This window comes from Amycolatopsis sp. NPDC049691, from assembly GCF_040675005.1.
Classification (GTDB): domain Bacteria; phylum Actinomycetota; class Actinomycetes; order Mycobacteriales; family Pseudonocardiaceae; genus Amycolatopsis.
The window spans coordinates 1-19,454 of record NZ_JBFANX010000042.1 but is presented as its reverse complement, the minus strand read 5'-3'; the positions used below and the strand labels follow the sequence as shown (position 1 = coordinate 19,454).

Sequence of the window (19,454 nt, the reverse complement as noted above, 5' to 3'; positions counted from 1 at the left end):
GATGCGGATCGGTCACGATGGACCGATGAACGTCAGCCGCCGGATCGCCGCGCGATGGCCGCGGCGCTGGCCCGTCCAGCCGTTCGCCGAACCCCGCTGGGCGAAGCAGGAGCCGACCTACCGGGACTGCCCGCCCGCCCTGATCGAGGCGGCGGGCAAGCGCGCCTCGGCCCGTCCGTCGGGTAACTGGTTCGTCGTCGCGGCCGGCCGCGAGGTGCGCGCGGACCGCCCGTTCGGTGTCACGGTCGGCGGCCGCGAGCTGGTCGCGTGGCGCGGGCCGGCGGGGGACGTCCGGATCGGCCCCGGCGCGTGCCCGCACCTGGGCGCCCCGCTCGCCGACGCACGGGTGGACGCCGGCGCGCTGCTCTGCCGCTGGCACGGTCTGCGCCTCGACGGCTCCCGGTGCGGGACGTGGTCCCCGGTGCCGTCACACGACGACGGCGTGCTCGTCTGGGCGCGTCTCGACACCCTCGGCGGGGAGCGGCCGTCGGACGCGCCCGTGGTGCCGGCCCGCCCGGCGAACGCGGCCCGCATCGACGCCGTCGCGACGCTGACCGGGACGTGCGAGCCCGAGGACGTCGTGGCGAACCGCCTCGACCCGTGGCACGGCGCGTGGTTCCACCCGTATTCGTTCAGCCGTCTGCGGGTGCTCGAGGCGCCGCGGGGGATCGACGTGCCCGACGACGAGGACCGGTTCCTCGTCGAGGTCACGTTCCGGCTCGCGGGCCGCTGGGGCGTGCCGGTGCTGGCGGAGTTCACCTGCCCCGAGCCGCGCACGGTGGTGATGCGGATCGTCGAGGGCGAGGGAGTGGGCAGCGTGGTGGAGACGCACGCGACCCCGCTCGGCCCGGGCCCCGACGGCCGCCCGCGCACGGCGGTCATCGAGGCGACGATCGCCGCTTCGGAGCGGCCGGGCTTCGCCGTGGCGGCGAAGCTGGCGCCGGCGATCCGGCCGTTGATGCGCCGCACGGCGGCCCGGCTGTGGCGGGACGACCTCGCCTACGCCGAACGCCGGTACGCGTTGCGCGCCGGGTGAGTTTGGGCCCCGGCGGCCCGGGTACACGGCTCGCGGTGGTGCCCGCCCGTGTTCGAGCTCAGCTCGTGGTCTCCGCAAACCCGGGCAGTCGGGCGGGCACCGCTCTCACCGCCCGGCGGCGGCCATGACCGGGCGCCACGGGGTGGCGTCGAAGATCAACGTGATCGCCCTTCCTCGAGCCGGAAGTGCTCGGCCGCTGGGTGCCAGGCCAGTGTCACGTCTCTTGGCGGTACAACACACCGAGCAGGTCGACCCGGGACCAGGCTGACGAACGCGCCGCGTCCGGCGAGGTGGCCGCGGGCGTCGTCGGAGCTGATCAGTGGGCTGGGAAAGTGAACCTCCCGGTGATCAGGTCCAGACGGTCCGGCGTGGTCATCGGTTCTCCAGGTGCCGGGCGAGCTGCTGCTGGTTCTCCACCAGCCGCAGGCAGAGGTGGCGCAGCCGGGTCGTCTCGGCGGCGGTGAACCCGCGGAAGAGCGCCGCCATGGCCAGCTGCGACGGCCGCCGGAACTCCTCGAGCCACGTCCGGCCGTCGTCGGTGATGCGGACCAGGACCGAGCGGCGGTCGCGGGGATCCGGGACCCGTACCGCGTGCCCGGCCCGTTCGAGGGTGTCGACCAGGCCGGTCACGTTGCGCGAGCTGACTCCGGCCGACGCGGCGAGGTCCTTGATGTTCGCTTCGGCGGCGCTGAGCCGGATCAGGATGTCGAGGGCGCCGGGGCTGAGGCCGCGGCTGTCCGTGCCGTGCGAGCGCAGCTGGTCGAGACTGCGCGCGGCCGCGCGGACGGCGGCCCCCGCTTCGAGCGTGCCGGTGTCTTCGCCGTGGGTGAACCCGGCGAGGGCGTTGCGGACGTCGGGGGAGTAGAGGAAGTCGTCGGGGTCATTCGAGAGGTCGTTCATTGTGAAGCACTACATTAGTACGTGCTTCCGTATTTGTGTCAAGAGCTCGTCCGCCGGAAGCCGTTTACCGGAGTTTCGCCCGGAGTTAGCCTCGGGCCCGGCACAGGTTCTCGTAGGCCCGCGCACAATGGCCCGGCTCTCCACCCCGACACCCCCGGAGTCCTCATGACGGACGTCAACAGACGGCGTTTCCTGCAGCTGGCCGGCGGCACCGCCGCCCTTTCCGCGCTCTCGACGAGCATCGCCCGAGCGGCCGAGATCCCCGCCAGCCACCGCACCGGCACCCTGCGGGACGTCGAGCACATCGTGGTCCTCATGCAGGAGAACCGGTCGTTCGACCACTACTTCGGCACGCTGCGCGGCGTCCGCGGCTTCGGCGACCCGCGGCCGGCGACCCTGGCGAACGGCAAGCCGGTGTGGGCTCAGTCCGACGGCAAGCGGGACATCTACCCCTTCCGCCCCGAAGCGGACAACCTGGGCCTGCAGTTCATCCAGGACCTGCCGCACGGCTGGAACGACACGCACGCGGCGTGGAACGGCGGCAGGTACGACAAGTGGGTGCCCGCCAAGGGCTCGACCACGATGGCGTACCTGACGCGCGAGGACATCCCGTTCCACTACGCGCTGGCCGACGCGTTCACCATCTGCGACGCCTACCACTGCTCGTTCATGGGCTCGACCGACCCGAACCGCTACTACATGTGGACCGGGTACACGGGCAACGACGGCCAGGGCGGCGGCCCGGTCCTCGGCAACGACGAGAAGGGCTACTCCTGGACGACCTACCCCGAACGGCTGGAGCAGGCCGGAGTGTCGTGGAAGATCTACCAGGACATCGGCGACGGCCTCGACGCCGCCGGCGGCTGGGGCTGGATCGAAGACGCCTACCGCGGCAACTACGGCGACAACTCGTTGCTGTACTTCAACTCCTACCGCAACGCCAAGCCCGGCGACGCCCTGTACGAGAAGGCGCGCACCGGCACGAACGCGAAGGCCGGCGAAGGCTACTTCGACCGGCTGCGCGCCGACGTCAAGGCCGGGAAGCTGCCGCAGGTCTCGTGGATCACCGCGCCGGAGGCGTTCTGCGAGCACCCGAACTGGCCGGTGAACTACGGCGCCTGGTACATCGCGCAGGTCCTCGACGCGCTGACCGCGAACCCGGACGTGTGGAGCAAGACCGCGCTGTTCATCACCTACGACGAGAACGACGGCTTCTTCGACCACGTCGTCCCGCCCTACGCCGCGGCCGGCCAGTCCACTGTGGACACCGCGGGCGAGATCTTCGCGGGGTCGGCGGCGAACCCGGCCGGGCCGTACGGGCTCGGCCAGCGCGTCCCGATGCTCGTGGTCTCGCCGTGGAGCAAGGGCGGGTACGTCTGCTCGGAGACGTTCGACCACACCTCGATCATCCGGTTCGTCGAACGCCGCTTCGGCGTGCGGGAGCCGAACATCACGTCGTGGCGCCGCTCGGTCTGCGGCGACCTGACCTCGGCGTTCGACTTCGCGCGCACCGACGCGCGGGTGCCCGCGCTGCCGGACACCGCGGGCTACGAGCCGCCGGACCGCGTGCGGCACCCGGACTACGTGCCCGCCGTCCCGGCGCGGAACGTGCTGCCGAAGCAGGAACGCGGGCTGCGGCCGGCGCGGGCGCTGCCGTACGACCTGTCGGCCGACGCGCGGCTGGCGGACGGCACGCTGACGGTGACGTTCGCCAACCACGGCCGCGCGGGCGCGGCGTTCTACGTGGTGACGCCGTCGGGCGAGCCGCGCACGTACACGGCCGGCGCGGGCAAGTCGCTGGCGGCCGCGTTGCCGGCCGCCGGGGCGTACGACTACACCGCCTACGGGCCCAACGGGTTCGTCCGGCAGTTCCGCGGCGGCGGCGCCGGTCCGGAGGTGAGCGTCCGGCAGGAAGGCTCTGGTCTCGCGCTGGTGCTGACCAACAGCGGATCGACGACGGTGCAGCTGACGGTGGCTGACGCGTACGGCCACTGCTCGACGACCCGCCGGCTCCGGCCGGGCGCGCGGGTCGTCGAGCACGTGGACACCCGCCGCAGCGGCAACTGGTACGACGTGTCGGTGACGTCGGACCGCGATCCGAAGTTCCTCCGCCGCCTGGCGGGGCACGTCGAGAACGGCCGGCCGAGCACCAGCGACCCGGCCACGCGCATGGACTGACGTCACATCGGGCCGCGGCGCCAGTCCGACGGGCTGGTGCCGCGGTGGCGTTTGAAGGCCACGCTGAACGCGAACGGGTCCGCGTAGCCGACCGCCTTCGCGACGGCGGCGACGGTGTCTTCGGTGTCGCGCAACAGATCCGCGGCGAGCGTCATCCGCCAGCCGGTGAGGTACGTCAGCGGCGGCTCGCCGACGAGGTGCGCGAAGCGCGCGGCGAACGCGGCCCGCGACAACCCCACCCGCGCGGCCAGCGAGGCGACCGTCCACCGGTGCGCGGGTTCGGCGTGCAGCAGGCGCAGTGCCTCCCCGACGCCGGCGTCGTCGAGTGCCCGGTACCAGGCCGGCGGCGCCTCCGCCGCGCACCACGCCCGCACCGCCAGCACGAGCACGAGGTCCAGCAACCGGGCCAGGACGGCGTCCTGGCCCGGCTCGTCGAGGACGACCTCGGCGGCGAGCAGGTCGAGGGCCGCGCGCGTCCGCGGCCCGTCGGGCACGACGGCCAGCGGCGGGAGCAGCTCCAGCAGGCGGCCGGCGACGGCGCCGTGGAGTTCGTAGGCACCCCGCAGCAGGGTCGTGGCGCCGGGTTCGCCGTCGCCGTAGGTGCGCGGCGCCCGGCGTGCCAGCTCCGCCACCCCCGCGACGGGGTACTTCTTCGCGCCCCGGATCACGTGCCGGGGCGGGGTGGCCGGGTCGTCGGCGATCGTGTAGCCGGGCGCGCGGACCAGGGCGAGGTCCCCGGCGGTCAGCCGGACCGGCTCGGCGTCGCCGACGCGCAGCGACGCGTGGCCGCCGAGCGTGGCGACGAGGGTGAGCGGCGGGGCGTCCGTGAAGGTCAGCGACCACGGCGGCCGCTGGATCAGCTGCCGCACCAGCGCGTCGGCGGCGTGGGCCCGGTGCAGCAGGTCGCTCAGGACGTCCATGGCCCGACCGTAGACGATCACAAAGGAATCCTCGACCATCTCCCATGGATCGTCTTGTCCGCACGCGGTTGGCTGACGGCATGCAAACGACCTTGATCCTCGGCGGCACCGGCAAGACCGGCCGTCGCATCGCCCGGCGCCTCGAGAATGCCCGGATCGCTTCGCGCACCGACGGGTTCGACCTCGGCGACACCGCGAGCTGGGCGTCCGCGCTCGACGGCGTCACGGCCGTCTACCTGGTGGAACCGGATCTGCGCGCCGCGCGGCTGCCGCGGTTCGTGGACCACGCGGTCGCGGCGGGGGTGTCCCGGCTGGTCATGCTGTCCGCCCCGCGCGCGGGGGAGGAGGGGCATCCGCTGCACGCCGCCGAGCGCGCCGTGCGGGAGTCCGGCGCCGGCTGGACGATCCTGCGTCCCCAGTGGTTCGCGCAGAACTTCAGCGAAGGCCCGTGGGCGGCCGGGATCCGGGAGGGCGTCCTGGCCCTGCCGGCCGGAGCCGGGGCCGCGCCCTTCGTCGACGCGGAGGACATCGCCGACGTCGCCGCGGCGGCGCTGACCGACGACCGGCACGCCGGTGAGGTGTACGACCTGACCGGCCCGCGAGCGGTCGGGTTCGGCGAGGCGGTGGACCTGATCGCCCGGGCCGCCGGCCGCGAAATCGAGTACGCCGACGTCGAGCCGCGGGTGTTCGTCGAGCGGCAGATCGCTTACGGCGTCCCGGAAACGGTGGCGCGCCTGCTCACCGGCTTGCTCGCGGACCTGCGCGAAGGCCGGGGCGCCGACCTCGGCGACGGCGTCGAACGCGCCCTCGGCCGGCCGCCCCGGTCGTTCGAGGAGTTCGTCGCCGCGACCACGTGGCTGGTCAGCTGAGCCGCGTGACGGTCAGCCTCAGCGAACCCCGGTTGCCGGCGTACCCCAGCCAGCTGTCGTTGGCGTAGGCGTAGAAGTACCCCGGCTTCCGGTTGACCCACCCGGCCATGCCACCGCCGATCGGGATCGCGTCGTACGGCTGCTGGACGTCGTGGGCGTCGAGGTTCGGGGCCGCCACCGCGCCGATCAGGGCCATCCACTTCGCCCCTTCGCAGCGGCGGCCCCCGAACGAGCGGGCGTCCGCGTGGTTCAGCCGGGCCAGCTGGGTCTGGAGCCAGGCCGACGTCGTGGCCAGTGCGTGCAGCACGTCCTGGAAGTCCAGCCGGGCGTCGGCCTCGGTGCCGTCGGGGCGGTGCGCGACCTTCCCGTTCAGCCAGGTGCCCTCGGCCTCGAACGCGTAGTCGCCGGGCACCAGGTAGAGGCCCGTCCAGTTCCACGGCTTCCCGGCGTAGACGTCGACGGTCGCGGACTCGCCCACCTCGAGCCGCCTGCCGGGGCGGTACGGGCCGGTCGTGATCGGCGGCGTCGCCTGGCGGTCCACAGCGGACTGGGCGATATCGGGGGAATCCTTGCTGATGAACGGGAAGGCGCGCGGCGCCGGGCACAGGACCGTGTAGACGCTGTGGAGCGAGTCGTGCAGCACGTCCTGGGCATCCGGTGCGATCTGGTTGTACATGGTGTCGTCGAAGACGAGGTCCGGGACGGCCACGCGGCATTCGTCGATCATCCACCGCAGGGCGGCGTCGGACAGCCCGGTGCGGTCGTGCCCGCCGCCGACGTCGCAGTGGTCGCCGGGGAACCAGACCTGCTCGACGTCCCGCCCCTTGTCCACATTGGACCACAACGTCGGCATGAACGGGCCGCGCATCTCGTCGATGGCGAGCGCCTGGCGGGCGTGCCGGACGTGGCCGCCGAGCTTCGTGTCGTGGAACCGGGGGAGGTGCCCGACGTGGTCCTCGACGAGCTTCAGCGGGCCGAGCCAGTCGGGGATGCCGAGGGACCCGACGGTGTCCCAGACGCCGAGGAACTCGATCGGAACCGGCTCGGCCGCTTCCTCGGCACCCGCCCGGTAGACGTCGGTGAAGAGCCGGTCGACCTCGGCCCAGAACGCGGTGGAATCGGCCGTCTTGAGCGCCGCGGGCAGGCCGCAGCACTTGAGCATGCCGGAGAGGCTGCGGACGGTGAACGCCCCGCGGCTGAACCCGAACAGGTGGACGGCATCGCCGGGCTCGTAGGTGCGGGCCAGCCAGGCGTAGGCGCTCTTGATGTTTTCGGACAGTCCTTTGCCGACCAGCCCGCCTTCGAGGTGGTCGAGCAGGCCGGGCCCGGTCCCGACGCCGGGGTGGTAGTACCGCAGCTGGTTGGCGCGGTCGGCCACGGTGTGGTGGATCCGCGCGACGTTCGTCGGGGCCGGCCTGCCCTGTTGCTGCTGGTCCGGCGTGTTCCAGGTGCCGTCGCAGCAGACCACCAGGTGGCGCCGCCCGCCGTTCGCCTCGCTCATCCGATCCACCTTCGCTCCACTCGGGATGCTTGGGAGTCGCTTCGATCCCGGCCGCGGTTACAGTCCCGAGGTCTGGAAGAGGCGGAACGGGGCCCGCCGGATACGGCCGGGTTCAGAAACCGGGCAGCAGAGCGCCGAGTTTCCGGCGGCCGAGCGGGGTGACGGCGAGCTCGCGGTCCGCGTCGCCGCGCCGGACGAAGCCCGCCTCGAGGAGCGCGTCCAGCACCCGGCCGCCGAGGACGCCGCCGAGGTGGGGGATGCGGTTGGTGCGGTCGAGGCACGCCGTCGCCCACCGCCGCCGGCCCGGGTCCACCGTGGCCGGGTCGACGCCGAGGTCGTGGAACGCCGAGACGTCGCCGCCCAGGGCCAGGTCGGCGGCCGAGCCGTCCGGGGGCCGCAGCGCGCCGCGGTCGACCAGCATGGCGAACACCGCCACGCCGAGCCTCCCGGCCGCGTGGTCGTAGCACGTGTGCGCGATGTCCACAGCGGACTCCGCCGGCCGCGGGGGCGTGAGGGAGTCGTTGCCGCCGTAGCGGGCGAGTGCCGTGAGCACCGGCAGGAGGTCGTCGCGGCCGACGCGGTACAGCGCGTGGCGGCCCGCGTGCTCGACCGTCACCAGCCCGGCCGCCCGCAGCCGCGCCAGGTGGTTGCCCAGCCGCGGCGCGGTGACGCCGAGCGCGTCGGCCAGCTGCACCATCGTGTGCGGCCCCTCGGCGGCCAGCAGCTGCAGCGCCGTGAGCCGCACGGGGTCCGACAGCTCCCGCGTCAGCCCGACGATCGCGGCCTGGATGGTGTTGTCCGGTTCGACCATTCCGCGCACCGGGGAATCCTAACACCCTTCACGAATGCCTGAATGATGCTACCGTTCAGGCTTCCGTGAAGGGTGGTTGCATGAGAAGCCTGCTGTGGGGCCGCGGCGTCTCCGCGCTCGGCGACGGCCTGTGGTTCACCATCTGGGCGCTCTACTTCACCCGGATCCTCGGGCTGCCGGTGGTGACGGTGGGCGCGGGCATGGCCGTGGCGAGCGCCGTGGGCATGGCCGCCGCGGTGCCCTTGGGCGCGTTCGCCGACCGCGCCGGCCCCCGGGCGGTGCTGGTGGCGGTGACCCTGGTGCGCGCCGCCGCGATGGCCGGCTACCTGGCGGTGGACGGCACGGTGTCGTTCCTGGTCGTGACGGTGCCGTTCACCGCGCTCGCCACCGGCGGAACCGCGATCCGGACCGCGCTGGTCACCGGCCTGGTCGCCGACCCGGCGCGCCGGCTGCGCGCGCTGGCGCAGCAGCGGGTCGCCCAGCACGTCGGGTACGCCGTCGGCGCCGGCCTCGGAGCGCTCGTCCTGACCGCCGACGCGCCCTGGGCGTACACCCTCGCCATCGCCGGCAACGCGCTGAGCTTCCTGGTCCTGGCCGGCACGACGCTGCTGGTGCCGGCACCTTCGGGACGCCCCGCCCGGCGGGAGGGCGCCCGGGCGGTGCTGCGCGACCGGCCCTACCTGTGCGTCGCCGGTGTGACCGCGGTGCTTTCCCTGTGCTGGGCGATGTTGTCGGCCGGGTTGCCGCTGTGGCTGTCCGGCTCGACGCGGCTGCCGCTCGGCCTCGGCGGCGTCGTGGTCGTGCTCAGCTCGGTCGGCATCGCCGTGTTCCAGGTGCCGTTCGCCCGCTTCGGCCGCACGGCGCGCCAGGCGGCCCGGACGGCGGTGGTGTCCGGCGTGGTCCTGGCGGCGAGCTGCCTGCTCCTGGCGACCACCGACGGCGGGGCGGGGGCGGGCGCGGTGACGGTGGTCGTCCTGGCCGCGGTGCTGCACGTCGTGGGCGAGCTGAGTTACGTGGCCGCGAACTGGGGGCTCTCGGTGCGGCTCATGCGCGAAGAAGCGAAGGGGGCTTACCAAGGGGCGAGCGAAGCGGCCACGGCGACGGTCCAGATGGTCGGGCCCGGCGTGTTCACCCTCGCGGTCGGCGGCCTCGGCGCGCTGGGGTGGGTGCTGGTCGCCGCGGTGTTCCTGGTGGCCGTCGCGCCCCTCCCGCGGCTGACCCGCTGGGCCCTCCGGACCCGGGAACCGGCGGCTATGCTCCCGGACCGTGCGTCTTGACCTCGACCGGATCCGGGCCGCCCGCCGGGTGATCGAGCCGGTCTTCCTCGACAGCCCGCTCTACCGCTGCGAACCCCTCGAACGCGAACTCGGCTGCCGGGTCGGCGTGAAGCTCGAAACCGCCAACCCCGTCCGCAGCTTCAAGGGCCGCGGCACCGAACTGGTCGCGCACGGCCTCGCCGAACGCGGGGAGCGCGCCGCCGTGTGCGCCAGCGCCGGCAACCTCGGGCAGGCTCTCGCGGTGTCCGGACGGGCGCGCGGGATCGACGTCACCGTGGTGGCGTCGCGGTTCGCGCCCGCCGCGAAGCTCGAGCGCATCCGGGGTTTCGGCGCCCACTTGGAACTCGTGGACGGCGACTTCGAGCTGGCCCGCTCCCGCGCGGCGGACCTGGCGCGACAGCGGGGCGTCCGGCTCGTCGAAGACAGCCTGGACGTCGAAACCTGCGAAGGCGCGGCGACCATCGGGCTCGAACTGGTGGCGGGTGGGCCGTTCGACGCCGTGCTCATCGCCTTGGGCGGCGGTGCGCTCGCCACCGGGGTCGGTCACGTCCTGAAGTCCTTGGCCCCGGGGACCGAAGTGATCGCGATCCAGCCCGAACGCGCGCCGGCGATGGCGCGGTCGTGGCGGGCACGCCGGGTCGTCACCACCGACACGGCCGACACCATCGCCGACGGCGTCGCGGGCCGCTTCCCCATTCCCGAAGTCCTCGACGACCTGCTGCAGGTCGTCGACGATGCCGTCCTGGTGCGGGAGACGTCGATCATCGCCGGCCTGCGGCTGTTCCTGGAGAAGGCGGGTCTGGTGGTGGAGCCGTCGGCGGCGCTCGGCCTGGCGGCGATCCTCGAAGACCGCGAGCGCTTCGCCGGCCGGCACGTGGCCACCATCGTCTGCGGCAGCAACGTCGACCTGGCCGCCTACCGCGGGTGGCTCAGCGCTTGAGCAGGCCCTTCTCCCGCATGACCGCGCGAAACGCTTCGGTCTGCGCCGCGTCGAGCGCGCTCGCCGGGAACGCGAGCGTGCCCTCGGACTCTGTGGTCAGCACCCAGAAGCCGCGGACGAGCGCGGCACTCTTGAAGGTCGGCCACGGCAGGCTGATCGTCTCCCCGGAAGCCTCGACCGTGTAACCCGCGTCGGACAGCTCGAGCCGGGTGGTCCCGGACTCGGAGAGGGCCCGCACCGCCCGGGCGGCGCGCCGCACGTTGAAGATCTGCCGGCCGAAGAGGCCGAGCACGAGGACCACGACGCCGAAGACGAGCGCGCGCGGGTCCGGCGCGTCCCGGAAAGCCAACGCCAGCAGCAGGATCCCGAGCCCCAGGTAGATCCCGGCCGGCAGCCACCGGACCAGGGTGCCGTGCGGGTGGCAGGCGCGGAACGCCTGCCGGGCCATTCTGGGTGTGTAGTGAAACGACGACGAGATGTCCACGGAGACGTTCCCCCCAAGATGGCGATCGTACGCGTTCATTCTGGCACGGCGTCCGCCATGGCATCATGGGCCGCGATCGGCGAACCGAACGGAGACCGGACTCGATGGACGCTTTACCGAACGCTGCGACCGAGCCTTCGATCCGCGACATGCTCGCCGTCAACCTGCGCGCGGCCCGGGCGGCGCGGGGCCTGTCGCTGTCGGAGCTGTCGCGGCGGTCGGGCATCGGCAAGGCGACCCTCTCGCAGCTGGAGGCGGGCAGCGGCAACCCGACGATCGAGACCGTCTTCAGCCTGTCCCGCGCCCTCGAGGTCGCCATCTCCGACCTGCTCGACCACCGGCCCCGCGGCGGCCTGACCGTGGTGCGCGGCGCCGACGTCGAAGTGCTCCGCGGCGAGGGTGTCGACCTGCGGCCGTTGCGCCGGATCGAAGCGGAGAGCAGCGTTTTCGAGGTGTACGACCAGGTCGTCCGCGGCGACGCGCCGCAGCGGTCGCAGGGTCACGTCGGGGTCGAGCACACCGTCGTGCAGACCGGCGGGCTGCGCGTCGAGGTGGCCGGCCGGACCGTCGACCTCGGGCCCGGCGACTACGTCGCCTTCGACGCCCGCGAGCCGCACAGCTACACCGCGCTGGCCGCGCCCGTGCACTCGGTGCTGCTGCTGCAGTACCGCGACGGCGAACGGCTCGACGGGCGGCCGCACCCGTTGACACCTCCGGTCCTGGAGACCTAACCTCCGATCGTTCGCTTTACCGAACACCGGAGGGTCGATGAACCGAACGCGGGTGGTGGTGATCGGCGCCGGTGTCGTCGGGGCGGCGTGCGCCCGGGAGCTGAGCCTCGCCGGGTTCGACGTCCTGGTCGTCGACCGCGGCCGGCCCGCGGGCGGCACCACCTCACACGGCGAAGGCAACCTCCTCGTCTCGGACAAGGGCCCAGGGGCGGAGCTCCGGCTCGCGCAGCTCTCGGCCCGGCTGTGGCCGGAGATCGCGGCCGAGCTGGGCGACGGCTGCGAGTTCGACCCCAAGGGCGGCATCGTCGTGGCCACCACCGAAGCCGGTGCCGGCGCGCTCACCGCGTTCGCGGCCGCGCAGGCCGCGGCGGGGGTACGCGTCGAGCCGTTGTCCACAGTGGACGTCTTCGCCGCCGAACCCGCGTTGACCCGTGCCGTGACGGCGGCGGTCCGCTACCCGGAGGACGCCCAGGTCCAGCCGGCCGGCGCGACGCTCGCCCTGCTCGGCTCGGCCCTCGCGCACGGTGCCCGCCTGCGCACCGACACCGAGGTCACCGGCGCGGTCGTGCGGGGCGGCCGCATCACCGGGGTCCGCGTGCCCGGCGAGGTCTTCGAGGCGGACGTCGTCGTCAACGCGGCCGGCCCCTGGGCGGGCGAGGTCTCCGCGCGGTTGGGTGCGCCGATCGCGGTCCGCCCCCGCCGCGGCGAGGTGCTGGTGACGACGCCGATGCCCGGGGTGGTGCGGCACAAGGTGTACGACGCGGACTACGTGGGGGCGGTCGGGTCCGGCGACGGCGAGCTGCAGACGTCGGCCGTGGTCGAGTCGACGCGGGGCGGCACGGTGCTGATCGGCTCGTCGCGCCGCCGCGTGGGTTTCGCCGACGCGCTCCTGCCGTCGGTGCTGAGCGCGATCGCGGCCAAGGCGCTGCGGCTGTTCCCGTCGCTGGCCGACGCGGCGGTGATGCGCGCGTACGGCGGCTTCCGGCCCTATCTGGACGATCATCTCCCGGTCCTCGGCGAGGACCCGCGGCTCGCCGGCTTGTGGCACGCGACGGGACACGAAGGAGCGGGCATCGGGCTGAGCGTCGGCACGGCCCGGCTGCTGCGCGAACTGCTGACGGGGTCTTCGCCGTCGATGCCGGTGGAGGAGTTCACGGTGGACCGTCCGGCGGTGGTCGCATGATCGAGATCACCGTCGACGGCGAGCCGCTGGCCGGCAGCGAAGGACAGACAGTGGCGGGGATCCTGCTGGCGGCCGGCCGGACGTCGTGGCGCACCACCCGATCCGGCGCGCCACGGGGTGTGTTCTGCGGAATCGGAGCGTGCTTCGACTGCGTGGTGACGGTGAACGGGGTACCGGACGTCCGCGCGTGCCGCCGCCGTGCCACCGACGGCGACGAGATCCGCACCCAGTCGCGCCGGGAGGACGCATGACGAGGGTGGTGATCATCGGCGCGGGGCCAGCGGGACTGGCGGCCGCCGAGCACGCGCTGAAGGCCGGGGCCGAGGTCACGGTGGTGGACGGTGCGGACGCGCCGGGCGGGCAGTACCACCGGAGGTTTTACGCGGACCCGCACGGCTTCGCGGAAGTGCTGAGCCGGTGCGAGTGGTGGCCGGAGAGCACGGTGTGGGCACTCGAAGCTCCCGGCGCTGCCCAGGCCCGCGATCCTGGCTCGGCCGCACAGTCACCCGCACTCCGGATCCACCTCCTGCGCGGCCCAGCCGATGGCACCGACCGGCACCGCGTCACCCTCGAACCCGATGCCCTGATCCTCGCCACCGGCGCGCACGACCGCGTCCTCCCGTTTCCCGGCTGGCAGTTGCCCGGCGTCTACACCGCCGGCGCCGCGCAGACCCTCGCCAAGGGGGAGCGGGTCGCCGTCGGCAAGCGCGTCCTCGTCGCCGGGGCCGGTCCCTTCCTCCTGCCGGTCGCCGAATCGCTGCTGGCCGTCGGTGCCGACGTGCTCGCCGTCCTGGAAGCCAACCCCGTCTCGACCGTCCTCAAAGGATGGTCGGGAACCGTCCCTCGTGGCAAAGCCGCCGAACTCGCCCGCTACGCCGCCACCCTGGCCCGGCACCGCGTCCCCTACCGCTTCGGCCACGTGGTGGTCGAGGCCCGCGGGGACGACCGGGTCCGCGAAGTCGTCACCGCCCGCGTCCGCGCCGACTGGTCGGTCGTCCCCGGCACCGAACGCACCCACGCCGTCGACGCCGTCTGCGTCGGCCACGGCTTCGTCCCGCAACCCGAGCTGGCCGTCGCCGCCGGCTGCGTGCTCGACGACGGCTTCGTCCGGATCGACGACGACCAGCGCACCACCGTCGAAGGCGTCTTCGCCGCCGGGGAGATCACCGGGATCGGCGGGGCGGACGCCGCACGCGCGGAGGGCGCGGTCGCCGGCTGCGTCGCCGCCGGGGGCACGCCGAGCCGGGAGCTGCTCCGCACCCGGGACCGCACCCGGGCGTTCGCGCACCGGTTGAAGGCCGCCCACCCGATCGGTGCCGCGTGGCCCGGCTGGCTGCGCGACGACACGATCGTCTGCCGCTGCGAGGAAACCACCTACGGCCGGCTGAAGGAAGCTGCCGCCGACGCCGTCGAGCCGGGCCCGCACGCGCTCAAGCTCGGCACCCGCGCCGGGCTCGGCCCGTGCCAGGGCCGGATGTGCGGCCCCACCGTCGCCGAGCTCTGCGGCGGCGCCGAACGCCACCACCGACCGATCGCCCAGCCGATCCGCCTGGGCGAGCTCGCCGCACCCGAAGGAGACTCATGAGCACCCGCGATCTCGGCGGCGTGGTAGTCGCCGCCGCGCTGCCGTACAAACCCGACGACACCGCCCCCGCCGGGCTGGCCGTCGACTACGACACCTACGCCGAACACTGCCGCTGGCTCGTCGGCAACGGCTGCCGCGGGGTCGGCCCGAACGGCTCCCTCGGCGAATACTCCTCGCTCACCGACGACGAACGCCGCCGCGTCGCCCGCACCGCGATCGAGGCCGTCGGCGATGACGGGATCGTCGTCGTCGGCGTCCACGGACCCGGCGCGCACCAGGCCAAGTACTGGGCCGAGGCCGCGGCCGAGGACGGCGCGCACGGCGTGCTCTGCCTCCCGCCGACGCTCTACCGCGCCAACCGCGGCGAAGTACTCGCCCACTTCGAAGCCGTCGCGTCGGTCGGCCTGCCGGTGATGGTCTACAACAACCCCTTCGACACGAAGGTCGACCTCACGCCCGACCTGCTCGCCGAGATCGCGCAGATCGACAACGTCGTCGCCGTCAAGGAGTTCTCCGGCGACGTCCGGCGCGTGCTGGAGATCCGCGAACGGGCGCCCGAACTCGCCGTGATCAGCGGCGCCGACGACGTCGTCGTGGAGAGCCTGCTGATGGGCGCGACCGGCTGGTTCGCCGGGTTCCCCAACGTGTTCCCGGCCGAGTCGGCGCGGCTGTTCGAGCTGGCCACGGCGGGCAAGCTCGACGAAGCCCGCGCGCTGTACGAGCCGCTCGTGGCCGCGTTCCGCTGGGACTCGCGCACCGAATTCGTCCAGGCCATCAAGCTCGGCATGGACATGGTGGGCCGCTACGGCGGGCCGTGCCGGCCACCGCGCGGGCCGCTTTCCGACGTCCACCGCGAGCAGGTCCGCGCCGACATGGGCCGGGCGCTCGCCGCGCTGGGGGTGGCGTAGGTGCGGTCTTCACGCGCGATCGCGGCGGTCGACTCGCACACCGAAGGCATGCCCACCCGGGTGGTGACCGGCGGCGTCGGCCCGATCCCCGGGGACACGATGGCCGAGCGCCGCCGGTACTTCATGGCGAACCTCGACCACATCCGCCAGTTCCTCATGCACGAGCCGCGCGGGCACTCGGCGATGAGCGGCGCGATCCTGCAACCGCCCTGCCGCGACGACGCCGACTGGGGTGTCGTGTACATCGAGGTGTCCGGCTGCCTGCCGATGTGCGGCCACGGCACGATCGGCGTCGCGACGGTACTGGTGGAAACCGGCATGGTCGAGGTGACCGAGCCGACGACCGTGGTGCGCCTGGACACCCCGGCCGGGCTCGTGTACGCCGAGGTGACGGTCCGCGACGGGCGCGCGGAACGGGTCAAACTGCGGAACGTGGCCTCGTTCCTCGCCGAGCGGGACGCCGTCGTGGACGTGCCCGGCTTCGGCGAGGTCCGCTACGACCTGGCCTACGGCGGCAACTTCTACGCCATCCTCGACCTGTCCCAGGTGGACATCCCGTTCGACCGGGCGGAGAAGGACCGGATCCTCGCGGCCGGCCTGGACATCATGGGCGCGATCAACGAGCAGCGCCCGCCGAAGCACCCGGCCGACCCGCTGATTGGCGGCTGCAAGCACGTCCAGTTCCTCGCGCCCGGTTCGGACGCCCGCACGTCGCGGAACGCGATGGCCATCCACCCGGGCTGGTTCGACCGCTCGCCGTGCGGCACGGGCACGTCCGCCCGGATGGCCCAGCTGCACGCGCGGGGCGAGCTGCCGCTGCACACGCCGTTCGAGAACAGTTCGTTCATCGGCACGACGTTCACGGGCGAGCTGGTGGGCGAGACGGAGGTGGGCGGCGTGCCGGCGGTGATCCCCGAGTTCTCCGGCCGGGCCTGGATCACCGGGACCGCCACCTACCTGCTCGATCCCGATGACCCCTTCCCGACCGGTTTCGTGCTCTAGGAGGTGATGCTGGCGACGGCGTCGACGCCGTAGTTCCTGGCGTACCCGTTCTCGACCCCGACCAGGATCTCGGCGACCTCGAACCAGCGGTCCCAGAACGGCGTTTCGCGCAGGGCGTCGACCAGGAGCTGGTACGCCTCGTGGCCGGCGGCTTCCCACACCCACACGTCGGTCACGCGCGCCGAGTAGAACTCGGTGTCGTAGAAGCGCGAGCGGACGCCCTTGGCCTTCGCCTCGACCGCCGGGACGATCTCGGTCCGGAACGCCTCGATCCGCTGCTCGACCGTCATGGCCAGCCACTCCGGCGTGGTCTTGACCAGCATGAAGGCGGTTACCGTCGCGGTCACGCGTACGCACCCGCCTCGATGTCCTCGACGAGCGTCGGCCCGGACGGCGTCCAGCCGAGCAGCTCCCGCGTGGCCGTGCTCGACGCGGACATGTCCGTCGCGAAGAACCGGCCGACGAACCCGAAGTGCCCGGCCGCGTTCTCGGGCGCGATGGAGACCACCGGCAGGTCGAGCGTGCGGCCGATCGCCTCGGCGATCTCACGCGTCGTCACGGCTTCCTCGGCGACGGCGTGCAGGCGTGCCCCGGGCGGGGCGGCCTCGAGACCGAGCCGGACGAGCCGGGCCGCGGCCGGGCGGTGGACCGCCGACCAGGCCGTCGTGCCGTCGCCGACGTATGCGGACACGCCGTGCCGGCGGGCCGCCGCCGTGATGGCGGCGAGGAACCCGTGGTCGCCGGCGCCGTGCACCGACGGTGCGAACCGGCAGCTGACCACCCGGACGCCCTTCCCGACGTACTCGAACGCGAGGTTCTCGCCGCCACCGCGCATCGAGTCCGGGCCGACCGCGGGGGAGACGTCGGACTCGCGGGCGGGCCGGCCCCGGACCAGGCCGGCGAGCGCGCCGGCGAGCAGGAACGGCCGGTCGGTGCCCGCGAGCGCACCGGCCATCGTCTCGATGGCGGCCCGCTCGGTCCGGTTGTTCTCGGCGGGGTTCGCCCAGTCGTGCTTGTTGCCCAGGTGGACGACGGCGTGGGCGTCGATCGCGCCGTCCCGGAGACCGTCGAGGTCGTCGAGGTCGCCGCGCCGGACGCGGGCGCCCGCCTTGGCGAGCTTCAGGGCCGCGGCTTCCGACCGGGCGAGGCCGGTGACCTCGTGCCCGGCGCCGAGCAGTTCGTCGACGACGGCGGTGCCGATCCACCCCGTCGCCCCGGTGACGAACACGTGCATGGTGCTGCTCCTTCTTCGGGGAACTCCTTGACGAGTCCGAAGTTAGGAGCAGCGGCCCTGCGCGTGCCACGCAACTTTGGCAATTGACAATTGAGTCAGACGCAAATGTCAGGATCCCGTCTCGACGTGGTCCAGCACGCCGAGCGCGTCCGGTACCAGCACCGCGGCCGAGTGGTAGGCGCTGACCAGATAGGACGTCACCGCGCGGTCGCTGATGCCCATGAACCGGACGTTGAGCCCGGGCTGGTACTGGTCGGGTAGCTCCTTCGGGCGCAGGCCGATGACGCCGGCGTCGTCTTCGCCGGTGCGCATGGCGAGGATCGACGTGGTGCCGGTGTCGGTGATCGGAATCTTGTCGCAGGGCAGGATCGGGACGCCGCGCCAGGCCATGACGCGTTTGCCGTCGAGCAGCGTCGTATCCGGGTAGACGCGTGCCCGCGTGCATTCGCGGCCGAACGCGGCGATGGCGCGGGGGTGGGCGAGGAAGAACTTGGTCTTGCGGCGCCGGGTGAGGAGGTCGTCCAGGTCTAGTGGGGTGGGTGGTCCGGTGCGGGTGGTGAGCCGGTGTTTGAGGTCGGCGTTGTGCAGGAGCCCGAAGTCGGTGTTGTTGACCAGTTCGTGTTCTTGCCGTTCGCGCAGGGCTTCTACGGTGAGCCGCAGCTGTTGTTCGAGCTGGTTCATCGGGTTGTTGTAGAGGTCGGCGACGCGGTTGTGTACTCGCAGCACGGTTTGTGCGATGGCGAGTTCGTACTCGCGGGGTGAGGGGTCGTAGTCGACGTACGTTCCGGAGAGGATGGGTTCGCCGTCGTGGCCGGCGGACAGGTCGATGCTGGCTTCGCCCTTGGCGTTCTGGGGTTTGCGGGGGCGGCCGATCGCTTCGGCGACGTGGGCGCGAAGCGATTCGGACCGGCCGTTGAGGCGGGCGTAGGCGTCCGCGGGCAGGACGAGCGCGATGACGTGGGTGGCGGCTCGGGCGGTGAAGCGCCAGGTGGCGTCGTTGCGGGCGAGGAGTTCGGCGCCGAAGTGGTCGCCGTCGGTGGCGGTGGCGAGGTGGGTTTCGTCGCCGTATTCGCCGCGGCCGTGCTGGGTGACTTTGCCGTGGGCGAGGAGGAAGAGGGTGTCGAGGGGGGTGTCGATGGTGGTGATGGTGTCGCCGGGTTCGTATTCGCGTTGTTCGAAGGTGTCGGCGAGGGCGGCGAGGGCTTGTTCGTCGCCGAAGCCGCGCAGGAGTTCGAGTTCGGTGAGTTCGGCGGGGACGACCTGGACGCGGGCGCCGGTGGTGTAGAAGGAGACTTTGCCGTCGCCGACGGTGTAGGTGAGGCGGCGGTTGACGCGGTAGCTGCCGGCGGGGACCTCGACCCAGGGCAGCTGGGAGAGCAGCCAGCGGGTGGTGATGCCCCGCATCTGCGGCAGGGTTTTCGTCGTCGTGGTCAGCGTCCGCGCGGCTCTGACGCCCAGCGACAGCTGCAAGGACGCCGTTTCCTCCGTCACCGTCACGGGTCTCAGCCTTCCCGGCCGAGTTCGACGCTTTCCAGTACTGCCAACGCGTCCGGCACCAGCACCGCGGCCGAGTAGTACGCCGAAACCAGGTAGGAGATGATGGCCTGTTCGCTGATGCCCATGAACCGCACGTTCAGCCCGGGCTGGTATTCGTCCGGTAGCCCGGTCTGGTGCAGCCCGACGACGCCTTGGGCTTGTTCGCCGGTGCGCATGAGCAGGATGGAGCTGGTGCGGGTGTCGGTGACGGGGATTTTGTTGCAGGGCAGGATGGGGATGCCGCGCCAGGCCGGCACGTGGTGCCCGCCGAGGTCGACGGCGTCGGGGTAGAGGCCGGCTTTGGTGCATTCGCGGCCGAACGCGGCGATGGTTTTGGGGTGGGCGAGGAAGACGGCGGG

19 protein-coding genes and 1 pseudogene are annotated in these 19,454 nt (G+C 72.9%); 11 read left to right on the top strand and 9 right to left on the bottom strand.

Features of this window, described 5'->3' with window-relative positions; genetic code table 11:
- The first annotated feature begins 25 nt into the window (after nt 1–25).
- The gene (locus AB0J40_RS46840) at nt 26–1,036 is read left to right on the top strand and encodes a DUF5914 domain-containing protein (RefSeq protein ID WP_364467047.1); all 1,011 of its coding nucleotides are present in this window, start codon (nt 26–28) and stop codon (nt 1,034–1,036) included.
- A gap of 372 nt (nt 1,037–1,408) precedes the next feature.
- Here AB0J40_RS46840 and AB0J40_RS46835 read toward each other — a convergent pair whose 3' ends face one another.
- Nucleotides 1,409–1,936, bottom strand: coding sequence for a MarR family transcriptional regulator (locus tag AB0J40_RS46835; protein WP_364467045.1), 528 nt, complete (start codon nt 1,934–1,936; stop codon nt 1,409–1,411).
- A 165-nt stretch (nt 1,937–2,101) separates the two neighbouring features.
- Here AB0J40_RS46835 and AB0J40_RS46830 point away from each other — a divergent pair, with 165 nt between their 5' ends.
- Nucleotides 2,102–4,114: a phosphocholine-specific phospholipase C gene (locus tag AB0J40_RS46830; RefSeq protein ID WP_364467043.1), complete on the top strand. Its 2,013-nt coding sequence runs from the start codon at nt 2,102–2,104 to the stop codon at nt 4,112–4,114.
- A gap of 2 nt (nt 4,115–4,116) precedes the next feature.
- Here AB0J40_RS46830 and AB0J40_RS46825 read toward each other — a convergent pair whose 3' ends face one another.
- Nucleotides 4,117–5,034: an AraC family transcriptional regulator gene (locus AB0J40_RS46825; protein WP_364467041.1), complete on the bottom strand. Its 918-nt coding sequence runs from the start codon at nt 5,032–5,034 to the stop codon at nt 4,117–4,119.
- An 80-nt stretch (nt 5,035–5,114) separates the two neighbouring features.
- Here AB0J40_RS46825 and AB0J40_RS46820 point away from each other — a divergent pair, with 80 nt between their 5' ends.
- Nucleotides 5,115–5,903 carry an NAD(P)H-binding protein gene (locus AB0J40_RS46820; RefSeq protein ID WP_364467039.1) on the top strand — a complete coding sequence of 263 codons (789 nt, stop codon included), beginning with the start codon at nt 5,115–5,117 and terminating at the stop codon, nt 5,901–5,903.
- On the opposite strand, the gene AB0J40_RS46815 is transcribed toward AB0J40_RS46820, so the two are convergent.
- Together AB0J40_RS46815 and AB0J40_RS46810 are read right to left on the bottom strand one after the other, a co-directional pair.
- A complete protein-coding gene (locus AB0J40_RS46815; RefSeq protein WP_364467037.1) occupies nt 5,896–7,404 on the bottom strand; it encodes a DUF2235 domain-containing protein in 1,509 nt (502 codons plus the stop codon). The two genes, AB0J40_RS46820 and AB0J40_RS46815, sit on opposite strands and share 8 nt — an antisense overlap.
- Before the next feature lie 112 nt (nt 7,405–7,516).
- A complete protein-coding gene (locus tag AB0J40_RS46810; protein ID WP_364467065.1) occupies nt 7,517–8,215 on the bottom strand; it encodes a helix-turn-helix transcriptional regulator in 699 nt (232 codons plus the stop codon).
- Between the two features lie 80 nt (nt 8,216–8,295).
- On the opposite strand from AB0J40_RS46810, the gene AB0J40_RS46805 reads away from it, so the two are divergent.
- Both AB0J40_RS46805 and AB0J40_RS46800 read left to right on the top strand, forming a co-directional pair.
- Complete coding sequence (locus AB0J40_RS46805; RefSeq protein WP_364467036.1) at nt 8,296–9,492, top strand: MFS transporter; 1,197 nt, start codon at nt 8,296–8,298, stop codon at nt 9,490–9,492.
- On the top strand, nt 9,482–10,432 hold the full coding sequence (locus AB0J40_RS46800) for a pyridoxal-phosphate dependent enzyme (RefSeq protein ID WP_364467034.1): 951 nt from the start codon (nt 9,482–9,484) through the stop codon (nt 10,430–10,432). The genes AB0J40_RS46805 and AB0J40_RS46800 overlap by 11 nt, the downstream gene beginning before the upstream one ends.
- On the opposite strand, the gene AB0J40_RS46795 is transcribed toward AB0J40_RS46800, so the two are convergent.
- The gene (locus AB0J40_RS46795; protein WP_364467032.1) at nt 10,422–10,880 is read right to left on the bottom strand and encodes a YcxB family protein; all 459 of its coding nucleotides are present in this window, start codon (nt 10,878–10,880) and stop codon (nt 10,422–10,424) included. The genes AB0J40_RS46800 and AB0J40_RS46795 overlap by 11 nt on opposite strands.
- A 140-nt stretch (nt 10,881–11,020) precedes the next feature.
- On the opposite strand from AB0J40_RS46795, the gene AB0J40_RS46790 reads away from it, so the two are divergent.
- The 6 genes from AB0J40_RS46790 to AB0J40_RS46765 are packed head-to-tail and all read left to right on the top strand — an operon-like array spanning nt 11,021 to nt 16,325.
- Complete coding sequence (locus AB0J40_RS46790; protein WP_364467030.1) at nt 11,021–11,647, top strand: XRE family transcriptional regulator; 627 nt, start codon at nt 11,021–11,023, stop codon at nt 11,645–11,647.
- 37 nt (nt 11,648–11,684) lie between these two features.
- Nucleotides 11,685–12,830 (top strand): FAD-dependent oxidoreductase, encoded by a 1,146-nt coding sequence (locus AB0J40_RS46785; protein ID WP_364467028.1) that lies wholly within the window; start codon nt 11,685–11,687, stop codon nt 12,828–12,830.
- Entirely contained in the window at nt 12,827–13,081 is a 255-nt protein-coding gene (locus tag AB0J40_RS46780; RefSeq protein ID WP_364467026.1) for a (2Fe-2S)-binding protein, read from the top strand. Before AB0J40_RS46785 ends, AB0J40_RS46780 begins: the two co-directional genes overlap by 4 nt.
- The gene (locus tag AB0J40_RS46775) at nt 13,078–14,415 is read left to right on the top strand and encodes an NAD(P)/FAD-dependent oxidoreductase (RefSeq protein WP_364467024.1); all 1,338 of its coding nucleotides are present in this window, start codon (nt 13,078–13,080) and stop codon (nt 14,413–14,415) included. The genes AB0J40_RS46780 and AB0J40_RS46775 overlap by 4 nt, the downstream gene beginning before the upstream one ends.
- Nucleotides 14,412–15,323, top strand: coding sequence for a dihydrodipicolinate synthase family protein (locus tag AB0J40_RS46770; protein ID WP_364467022.1), 912 nt, complete (start codon nt 14,412–14,414; stop codon nt 15,321–15,323). Before AB0J40_RS46775 ends, AB0J40_RS46770 begins: the two co-directional genes overlap by 4 nt.
- The gene (locus tag AB0J40_RS46765; RefSeq protein ID WP_364467020.1) at nt 15,324–16,325 is read left to right on the top strand and encodes a proline racemase family protein; all 1,002 of its coding nucleotides are present in this window, start codon (nt 15,324–15,326) and stop codon (nt 16,323–16,325) included. It abuts the gene before it with no gap.
- Here AB0J40_RS46765 and AB0J40_RS46760 read toward each other — a convergent pair.
- The 4 genes and pseudogenes from AB0J40_RS46760 to AB0J40_RS46745 all read right to left on the bottom strand — a co-directional run.
- Nucleotides 16,322–16,672 (bottom strand): darcynin family protein, encoded by a 351-nt coding sequence (locus AB0J40_RS46760; RefSeq protein ID WP_364467018.1) that lies wholly within the window; start codon nt 16,670–16,672, stop codon nt 16,322–16,324. The genes AB0J40_RS46765 and AB0J40_RS46760 overlap by 4 nt on opposite strands.
- Nucleotides 16,669–17,559, bottom strand: a complete 891-nt coding sequence (locus AB0J40_RS46755) for an NAD-dependent epimerase/dehydratase family protein (protein ID WP_364467016.1) — start codon at nt 17,557–17,559, stop codon at nt 16,669–16,671. Before AB0J40_RS46755 ends, AB0J40_RS46760 begins: the two co-directional genes overlap by 4 nt.
- 108 nt (nt 17,560–17,667) lie before the next feature.
- Nucleotides 17,668–19,056 (bottom strand): family 2B encapsulin nanocompartment shell protein, encoded by a 1,389-nt coding sequence (locus AB0J40_RS46750; RefSeq protein ID WP_364467014.1) that lies wholly within the window; start codon nt 19,054–19,056, stop codon nt 17,668–17,670.
- Between the two features lie 5 nt (nt 19,057–19,061).
- Nucleotides 19,062–19,454, bottom strand: a pseudogene (locus AB0J40_RS46745) (Crp/Fnr family transcriptional regulator); the annotation flags it as partial.